At 41.3% G+C, this 8,684-nt stretch carries 6 protein-coding genes and 1 pseudogene; all 7 read left to right on the top strand.

All coding sequences use genetic code 11. The annotated features are described in order from the left end of the window. Window positions 1–372: 372 nt before the first annotated feature. Window positions 373–774 (top strand): annotated as a pseudogene (locus BFU02S_RS13105) (TetR/AcrR family transcriptional regulator); the annotation flags it as partial. A 218-nt stretch (window positions 775–992) separates the two neighbouring features. Beyond that, a complete protein-coding gene (locus BFU02S_RS16460) occupies window positions 993–1,223 on the top strand; it encodes a cupin domain-containing protein (RefSeq protein ID WP_439951013.1) in 231 nt (76 codons plus the stop codon). 152 nt (window positions 1,224–1,375) lie between these two features. Continuing rightward, the gene (gene dapA, locus BFU02S_RS13100) at window positions 1,376–2,272 is read left to right on the top strand and encodes a 4-hydroxy-tetrahydrodipicolinate synthase (protein ID WP_066371427.1); all 897 of its coding nucleotides are present in this window, start codon (window positions 1,376–1,378) and stop codon (window positions 2,270–2,272) included. A gap of 40 nt (window positions 2,273–2,312) precedes the next feature. Further along, window positions 2,313–3,797 carry an aldehyde dehydrogenase family protein gene (locus tag BFU02S_RS13095; RefSeq protein WP_066371425.1) on the top strand — a complete coding sequence of 495 codons (1,485 nt, stop codon included), beginning with the start codon at window positions 2,313–2,315 and terminating at the stop codon, window positions 3,795–3,797. 250 nt (window positions 3,798–4,047) lie between these two features. Further along, a complete protein-coding gene (locus BFU02S_RS13090) occupies window positions 4,048–5,652 on the top strand; it encodes an APC family permease (RefSeq protein WP_066371422.1) in 1,605 nt (534 codons plus the stop codon). 81 nt (window positions 5,653–5,733) lie between these two features. Continuing rightward, a complete protein-coding gene (locus BFU02S_RS13085; protein ID WP_066371420.1) occupies window positions 5,734–6,660 on the top strand; it encodes a DMT family transporter in 927 nt (308 codons plus the stop codon). A 627-nt stretch (window positions 6,661–7,287) separates the two neighbouring features. After that, complete coding sequence (locus tag BFU02S_RS13080) at window positions 7,288–8,208, top strand: LCP family protein (protein ID WP_066371418.1); 921 nt, start codon at window positions 7,288–7,290, stop codon at window positions 8,206–8,208. Window positions 8,209–8,684: the final 476 nt, after the last annotated feature.

Genomic DNA, 8,684 nt, shown 5'->3' with positions numbered 1-8,684 from the left:
TCTGTAACTTTAGTTACTGAAATAATGTCCTTTTTCGAGGTCTAGAATGAGCTTAGGATGCACTGGCTGCCATCCCAAGCGTTCCTGAGTCAGTACACTCGACGTTGGGTTGTCGGTCGCCGCAAAGGCACCGAAAAAGCCGAAGTGGGTGTCTGCCTCTTCTTTGGAAAGACTGACCACCGGTAGGTTCAGGTGGCGACCAATAACTTGGGCGATGTCACGGACTGGTATACCCTCTTCGCCAACCCCGTGTAGTATATCCTGCTGGGGCGTCTTCCAACGCCAACCGGAACAGACGCGCCGCATCGAGGTAGTGCACAGCTGGCCAGCGGTTGGATCCGTCACCGATGTACGCCGAGACGAGTTTGTCACGAGCGCTTTCAAAAGACGTTTTTGCAATCGTTGATATGTGTAACTTTTATATCTGATTTGTTCTTAAATGATCTCAAAGAATTTTACCCGCACCATTTTGAGGATCTTGCAGCTGCGCAACAAAGTCGAATTAAAAATTTACAAACCTTTTTTGAATCCGGGATGAAGCAGAAGATATTCAACAAATTGAATCCGGTGTTGTTTATGGTTCAAGATGACGCTGTGTTGCGGCGTTTCATGGAACCCTCATTTTCAATTCAGTATGATGTTACCTTGAAACAAGCGATTATAGATTTTTATAAAATGAAACAATATCAATTGCTTAGGCCTGAACATTTAAATACCGTAGATGATTCCGTTATTGAAAAAGAGGTTTCTAAAGTATTACAAACCATTTCATAATCATGTTTGCGCTCCCAGATTGTCTTCAGCATTAGGGAGCGATTGTGGAGCAACACCATTATGAAATGATCAAACTTTTTTATAAAAACGAAACTTAGATCTTCTGAAAAAAACCATTTTGATCAATCTTTTTTTCAAAATGGTTTCTTTTGTTTATCATAAAGTGCCAGTTTGTTAGGTGTTTTTGATCAAACTTTATTTTAAAGCAACAAATAGCTGTGATAAATGGAGAATTTCACTGGCATAAACACGATGATTGCGATGAATTATTTTATGTATTAGAAGGGGAACTTTTCATAGATTTAGAAAACAATGAAACAGTTTCTTTGAAACCAGGTGAAATATTTACTATTCCTGCTAACACAATGCACCGAACTCGTTCAAACGAACGGACAGTCAATATATGTTTTGAAAAGGCGAATATTAACATAAAAGGGGACAATAGTTAGTTGTAATTATCTATAGTGTTATCATAAGCAAATTTATTGAGCTAACGAAGGCCGTGGATTTATCACCGGCATGCATACGTTTTTATTAGATCCTACTGATCCGCTGGCAGCAGGATTTCTATTAAAATAGTTTACTTTAAGGAGGATTTCACATGACAACCATTAGAGGAGCTTTTCCCGTATTAATTACACCGATGACAAAGGAGCAGGAAATTGATTGGGCTGGAGTAAGAAATAATGTAAATTACTTCATCAGTCAAGGGGTTGCCGGTCTTGTCATCAATGGCAGCACAGGAGAATTTGTCAGCTTAACAAAAGAAGAAAGATATCAAATGGTAGATGTCGTTATGAAAGAAGTAAACGGCCGCGTGCCTGTTATTGTCGGAACATCGGCTGAAACAACAAAGGAAACGATCGAGTACACCAAACAAGCTGAAGCCCATGGTGCAAATTGCGCCCTGATCATTAATCCTTACTATAGCAAACCGAAGGAACACGAAATCTATTTCCATTTTAAAGAAGTGTCAAATGCTGTCAATATCCCCATCATGCTGTATAACAACCCATTTACATCCGGGGTGAATATGAGCACAGAGCTGATGCTAAAAATCGGTAAAGATTGCGAAAATGTCACGCATATTAAAGAATCAAGCGGTGAAATCGGCAAAGCAAGAGACTTGGCACGGCAAGGAAAAGGCCATTTCGAAGTATTCTGCGGTTCAGAAGAATTAGTCATGGAATCGTATTTTGTCGGAGCAACCGGCTGGATTGCTGTAGCAGGAAACATTGTGCCTAAGCTAATAACGGATATGTTCAATTACTTCCAAAACGGAGATATCGACAAAGCTTGGGAAATAAACGATAAAATTTTACCGCTATGTTCCTTCCTTGAAGGTTCGGGTAAATATGTTCAAATTTGTAAACGAGCATTGGATCTGCTTGGTCAAGCAGGAGGGCCTGCCCGTCATCCGCGCTTAGGCTTAACCCCTGAAGAAGACCAAAAACTGAAAAAATTGTTAGCTGGCTTAGATCTGGCTGTCCATGCGTAACGCATCCCGGATTGAAAAAGTGATAGAAGGAGGCCAAACGATGCAAACGACTTTCATGGCATTAAAGCCAAAGGTAGAAGAATTTGTAAATGGAAAAATCGAATTATTTATAGATGGAAAATTCGTCCCATCTGTTAGCGGGAAAACGTTTGAAACGATCAATCCGGCGACGGAAGAGGTGCTGGCGGTCGTAAGTGAAGCACAGGAAGAAGACATCGACTTGGCTGTAAAGGCCGCCCGTAAATCCTTTGAATCCGGTCAATGGCCTGATCTCAGTGCAGCAGAGCGCGCTCGATTGATTTACAAGTTAGCCGATTTAATCGAAGAACATCGCGAAGAACTTGCCCAATTGGAAGCACTTGATAACGGCAAGCCTTACCAAGTGGCCCTCTCGGATGATATTCCGGCTACTGTTGAGCAATTCCGTTATTATGCTGGCTGGGCAACGAAAATCCTTGGTCAAACTGTACCGATTTCAAAGGATTATGTAAACTATACAAGACACGAACCGATTGGTGTTGTCGGGCAAATTATCCCTTGGAACTATCCGCTGACGATGGCATCTTGGAAAATGGGAGCGGCACTTGCAACCGGCTGTACGATCGTCTTAAAGCCAGCGGAGCAGACACCCCTGTCGGCGCTATACTTAGCTAAGCTTGTGCAAGAAGCCGGTTTCCCTGATGGAGTCGTGAACATTGTCCCAGGATTCGGCCAAATTGCAGAAGCCGCGATTGTGAATCATGAAGACGTCGATAAGGTTGCCTTTACCGGATCGACTGCAACTGGTAAATATATTATGAAACAAGCAGCGGACACCATTAAAAATATAACATTAGAACTTGGCGGCAAATCTCCAAATATAATTTTGGAAGATGCCGATTTGGAAGAAGCGATTACGGGAGCTTTTAATGGCATTATGTATAACCATGGACAAAACTGCAGCGCCGGTTCTCGTGTCTTTGTTCAAAGAAAACATTACGAAAAAGTGGTGGAGGAATTTGCGAAACGGGCCAATCATGTCAAACTTGGCGCTGGTTTACATCCAGAATCAGAAATGGGACCGCTTGTTTCGAAAAGACAATTGGAACGGGTGCTCGGCTATATTGAAAAAGGCAAAGCGGAAGGTGCAAGGGTTGTTGCCGGAGGCGAAAAAGCTTTTGATAAAGGCTATTTCGTACAACCAACTGTTTTCGCTGATGTAACGGATGATATGGTCATTGCCAAAGAGGAAATTTTCGGACCCGTCGTTGTGATTTTACCATTTGACACAGTAGAAGAAGTGATTGAACGTGCCAATAACACTCCATATGGACTAGCAGCAGGCGTATGGACAAAAGACATCAAAACAGCGCTTAAAGTCTCGAACAAATTAAAAGCCGGAACCGTTTGGATTAATGACTATAATTTGGAAGATCCGGCGGCAGCATTTGGTGGTTACAAGCAATCGGGGATTGGAAGAGAAATGGGCTCCTACGCACTCGACAACTATACAGAAGTGAAGAGTGTTTGGGTGAATATTAAATAGTAATTTTTGGATGTTGAAGGATGGAAAGCTCTGATTTACAGGGCTTTCCGGTTTTTCGTTATATTTAGAATATTATTATTTTATATTAATATATGACAACGCTTTCAAAAATATATATAATATAATTAAAAAACTACCAAGACAGGAGAGTGACAAAGGGAATTTATCACAACAGCTGTGGAGGAGTAAAAAATTTTTTAAAGCAATTATTCAAACTATTTTGATAAAGTTAAGGGAGAGTGTTGCGTTGATGTCAGCAAAAGGGAAATTTAAACGACAGCTATCATTGTTGGATCTTACTTTTATAGGTTTTGGATCTATGTTTGGTTCAGGGTGGCTTTTTGCTGCAAGCCACGTCAGCTCGCTAGCTGGTCCGGCAGGGACGCTTTCTTGGGTAATTGGCGGCATTGCGATTCTTGTCTTAGGCTTGGTGTATTGTGAACTTGGCGCAGCACTTCCGCGTGCAGGAGGAGTTGTCCGCTATCCGGTCTATTCTCACGGCCCGCTTATGGGGTATCTGATTGGTTCCATTACCGTCATTGCCAACTCAAGTTTGATTGCTATTGAGGTGGAGGCTGGACGTCAATATGCTGCAGCCTGGTTTCCCTTTTTAACAAAGGCGGGATCCAGTTCGCCTACTGTTGCGGGATGGCTTGTCCAATTTGCCCTATTATTACTCTTTTTTCTACTCAATTATTGGAGTGTCAAAACCTTTGCGAAGTCAAATACGATTATTACAATCTTTAAATTCTTTGTCCCAGCCCTTACCATTATTGTTCTATTAACACAATTGAAATCAGCGAATTTCTCCATTCATGGATTTGCACCATTAGGGACCTTTGGGATTCAATCTGCTATTTCGACAGGCGGGGTAATCTTTGCCTATTTAGGATTAACGCCAATTGTTGCCGCTGCAAGTGAAGCCAGAAATCCACAGCGGACCATCCCGATTGCATTGATTCTATCGGTCATTTTATCAACGATTGTTTACGTTTTATTACAAGTTGCTTTCCTTGGAAGTATTCCAACACATATGTTGTCAAATGGATGGTCAGGGATTGATAAGGCCTTCAGCCTTCCGTTTAAAGATATTGCGACAGTTCTTGGTTTATCAGTACTGGCTGTTTTCATTGTGGTGGATGCGATGATTTCCCCTAGTGGAACTGGAAATATTTATATGAATGCAACACCAAGGATTATTTACGGTTGGGCACGCAGCGGGACATTGTTTAAAATTTTTACAAGAATTGACGAAAAGACCGGTATTCCTCGTCCAGCTCTTTGGTTATCGTTTGCCTTGTCAGTATTTTGGACACTGCCTTTCCCTTCATGGGACGTTTTAATCAGCGTTGTTTCGGCAGCTCTTTGTTTGAGCTATGCACTTGCGCCAATTTCGGCTGGAGCTTTCCGGCATAATGCAAAAGACCTTCATCGTCCATTCTATTTGAAAGGAATGGCTGTCATCGGTCCTCTTGCTTTTATTGTTGGTTCCTTAATCGTCTATTGGTCTGGCTGGAACACTCTATCATGGCTGCTTTCTTCTCAAATCTTGATGTTTGTGATCTATTTATTCTGCAAGAAATGGGTACCAACCCAGCAGGTAAATTTCGCCCAGCAAGTGAAGTCTTCTTTATGGCTTGTGTTCTATTATCTTGCCATTATGGTCGTTTCGTGCTTTGGAATGTTCGGTGGAAATGGTGCCATTAAACAGCCTTGGGATGTTGTCTGCGTCGTGATCATTTCCCTTGTTACCTATTACTGGGGCACCCGAACTGGCTTACCAAAAGCTGTTTTTGATGAAGATGCTACGGATATAGCGGGTTCTGAATCATCCTCAACGAAAATTGTGGGGTAAGTAAAAACTGGAGATTCGATGGAAAAGATCGAATCTCTAGTTTTTTTAATAATTAGTGTACAACTATAGGAAGTGAGTGGTATGGAAAAGCTGTCAAGTCTGCGAGTTTATTTGACGACAATTGCTGGTGCGGTATGTTGGGGACTGATTGGTTTATTTATTGCTCCATTATATGCTCATGGCTTTACGGCTTGGGATGTAGTTGCTATTCGGGCTGTTTTTACCTTTGTGATCTTAATTCTGCTTATGGCAGCATTTTACCGGGATCAGTTACGTACCAAATTAAAAGATCATCTTTTTTTCGCTGGTGGAGGAATTATCAGCATCGCTTTTTTTAATTTTTTTTATTTCGAAGTTTTTTCTCAATCAAGTCTATCTCTTGCAGTAACCCTATTATATACAGGTCCATTATTTGTCACTCTTCTATCCCGGATTTTTTTTAAAGAGTCCTTGACCATTCGTAAAATCTGCGCACTTGCTCTTGCAATTGCAGGTTGTGCATTGGTTGTCGGCCTGCTGCCATTCGGTCAGGAAGATGTCCCTGTGAAAACTTTGTTAATGGGGATTCTGTCTGGATTTTGTTATGCATTGTACAGTATTTTCAGTAAACCTGTAACAAAAAGGTATTCCGGATTGACCATTACAACATACACCTTTATGTATACGAGTATTTTCATGTTACTAACAAGTGACGTCATAAGAAAGACCCATCAATTTCAATATGCAGATGTTTGGGTGTCAGCGGTATTGTTAGCGTCAGTATCCACAGTTGCAGCTTTTGTTTTGTATACGTCAGGCTTAAAACATTTAGAGGCTAGTAAGGCTTCCATCTTGGCAACGATCGAACCTATCGTTGCAGTAGTAACGGGAGTATTGTTTCTTGGAGAACATCTGCAGGGGTGGCAGGTATTGGGGATTGCTCTGGTGTTGTATTCAGCAATTCTTGTCGCAACTAGACGGTCTAAGGCTAAGAACCTTTCCCAGGCTGGCTTAACATTAAAAAAATAGCATCAATGCATACGAAGGACGCCATTTTAGAAGGCGTCTTTTTTGACTGTTAAGGGAATTATACATTTTAAGTGTGGATAATTTTGATATGGCTATCTATCTTTCAGCTCCAGCTTATGGCCCAAGCCGGAAAAAACGTTAGTAACCGATCCATGAGAAGGTGTTTCATGGCTTGAGGCAAGGAAAAAGATGAGCACCCGGTCCACGGGGTCGTGTTTCATGGCCTGAGACGATCAAAAACGTAGGTTTCCGGTTCATGAGATGATGTTTCATGGCCCGAGCCGAGAAAAAACAGGAGCATCCGGTCCATGAGAAGGTGTTTCATGGCCTCAGCTGAGGAAAACCAGGAGCATCCGGTCCATGAGATGATGTTTCATAGCCCAAGCTGAGGAAAAATGCAAACACTTGGTCCATGAGAACATGTTTTATGACCCAAGCCGAGGAAAACCATGTGTCAAGGACCGTGCGAAAATTTATTTTTTCAGCTGGTTGGGTGATTCATCCTAACGATTCCAAGAGCCTTATATATGAACTTTTTATACGTTATTTTTCATATTTTTGTTGTAAAATAAACGGGTGTCTCAAATAATAAGAAGAAATACGATAAGGAGGGAAGTTTTTACTCCGATGGAAGATAAAATGAGATCTGAAAGATACAAGAAAAAGAAGAGCAAGTGGAAAGTGTTTCGAAATATTATGTTTCTCGTCATCATTGTGATATTTGCTGGTGCTGCGTTTGCTTATTATCGAATCCAGCCCGCACAGCATTTTAATGCGGGGAGTGTGAATATTTTATTATTAGGTTCGGACCAAAGACCTGGCGAAACCATTGGACACTCCGACACAATGATATTGGCGCATGTGGATGTAAACCGTCATCAAGTAAAGGCAATTAGTATTCCACGTGATACCCGTGTCCATTTACCGGGATATGGATACACCAAACTAACCAGTGTCCAATATGTTTTGCAGTCCAAGCATGGTCCAAAGCAGGGGATTGCAGAAGCGGTGAAAGTGATTAGTGATTTTACCGGAGTGCCGGTTGATTATTATGCTGAAACCAATTTTCAAGGGATTCAAGCGATGGTGGATGCATTGGGCGGTATTACGATGAACGTTCCTGAGACCGTGAAAATAGGATCCCAAGTGTTTCAGCCTGGACCTCATTTTGTGAACGGAACGACAGCCTTGGCACTTGCACGTGAACGTCACTCGGCTGCCGGCGGAGATTATGGACGGCAAATGGCTCAGATTGAGATTCTAAAAGGAATTGCAAAAGAAGCTTTAAGCCCGGGAAACCTGCCAAAACTGCCATCACTCCTAAATTCTTCATCCAATTATATGCTTGCGACGAACATGTCAACATCGGATATGGCGAGCCTCGGCCTTGCATTGAAAAACATTGATCCAAATACAGATGTCAAATACAAACAACTGCAAGGAACCCAAGAAAGTTTATATGATGATGTACTGCAAGCGTATAATGATCAAATCGTGCTTAATCAGCAAAAGGTGAAGAAAACCATTACGGCGTTTTTTCAGGATTAAATTTCAAAAAACCGCAAAAATTTAATAGGGCAGCACGTATCTGTATTAGGTATCTACCATAATCGTTGAATCAATTAGATCAATGGTTGTGAACGTTTCTACAGAGCCGGAATTAGGAATTGAGGTTAGAGACTGGATATAGTTGGAAGTTTCCTTTTATTGAAGTGAGCTAAGCAAGATCTCACAATAATAATGATGAGTTGGGGTATGTCCCGGCTCTTTTTTTGTTAACATTGAATGAACATGTTGTAGAAAGGGGGAATTTTGGATAGATGTTTAAAAAAATGAAAATGGACGTTTCAGATTAACTGAAGGAAAAACTATGAGATCTTTGATGGCGTACTCCATCACTAAATACAAGGAGTTATCCTCTAACAGCTGAGTTTCATATGCAATGTTGATAAAGATTAATAAGAAAAGATAAAAATGCACATACAGCGATCATTAATGCTTTTGTTTATGGTATAAGAATTTAT

The sequence above is a fragment of the Neobacillus fumarioli NBRC 102428 genome (genome assembly GCF_001591485.1).
Classification (GTDB): domain Bacteria; phylum Bacillota; class Bacilli; order Bacillales; family Cytobacillaceae; genus Neobacillus; species Neobacillus fumarioli.
Note: the sequence above shows the minus strand (reverse complement) of the source record. Positions and strands in the feature narration are given on the sequence as shown.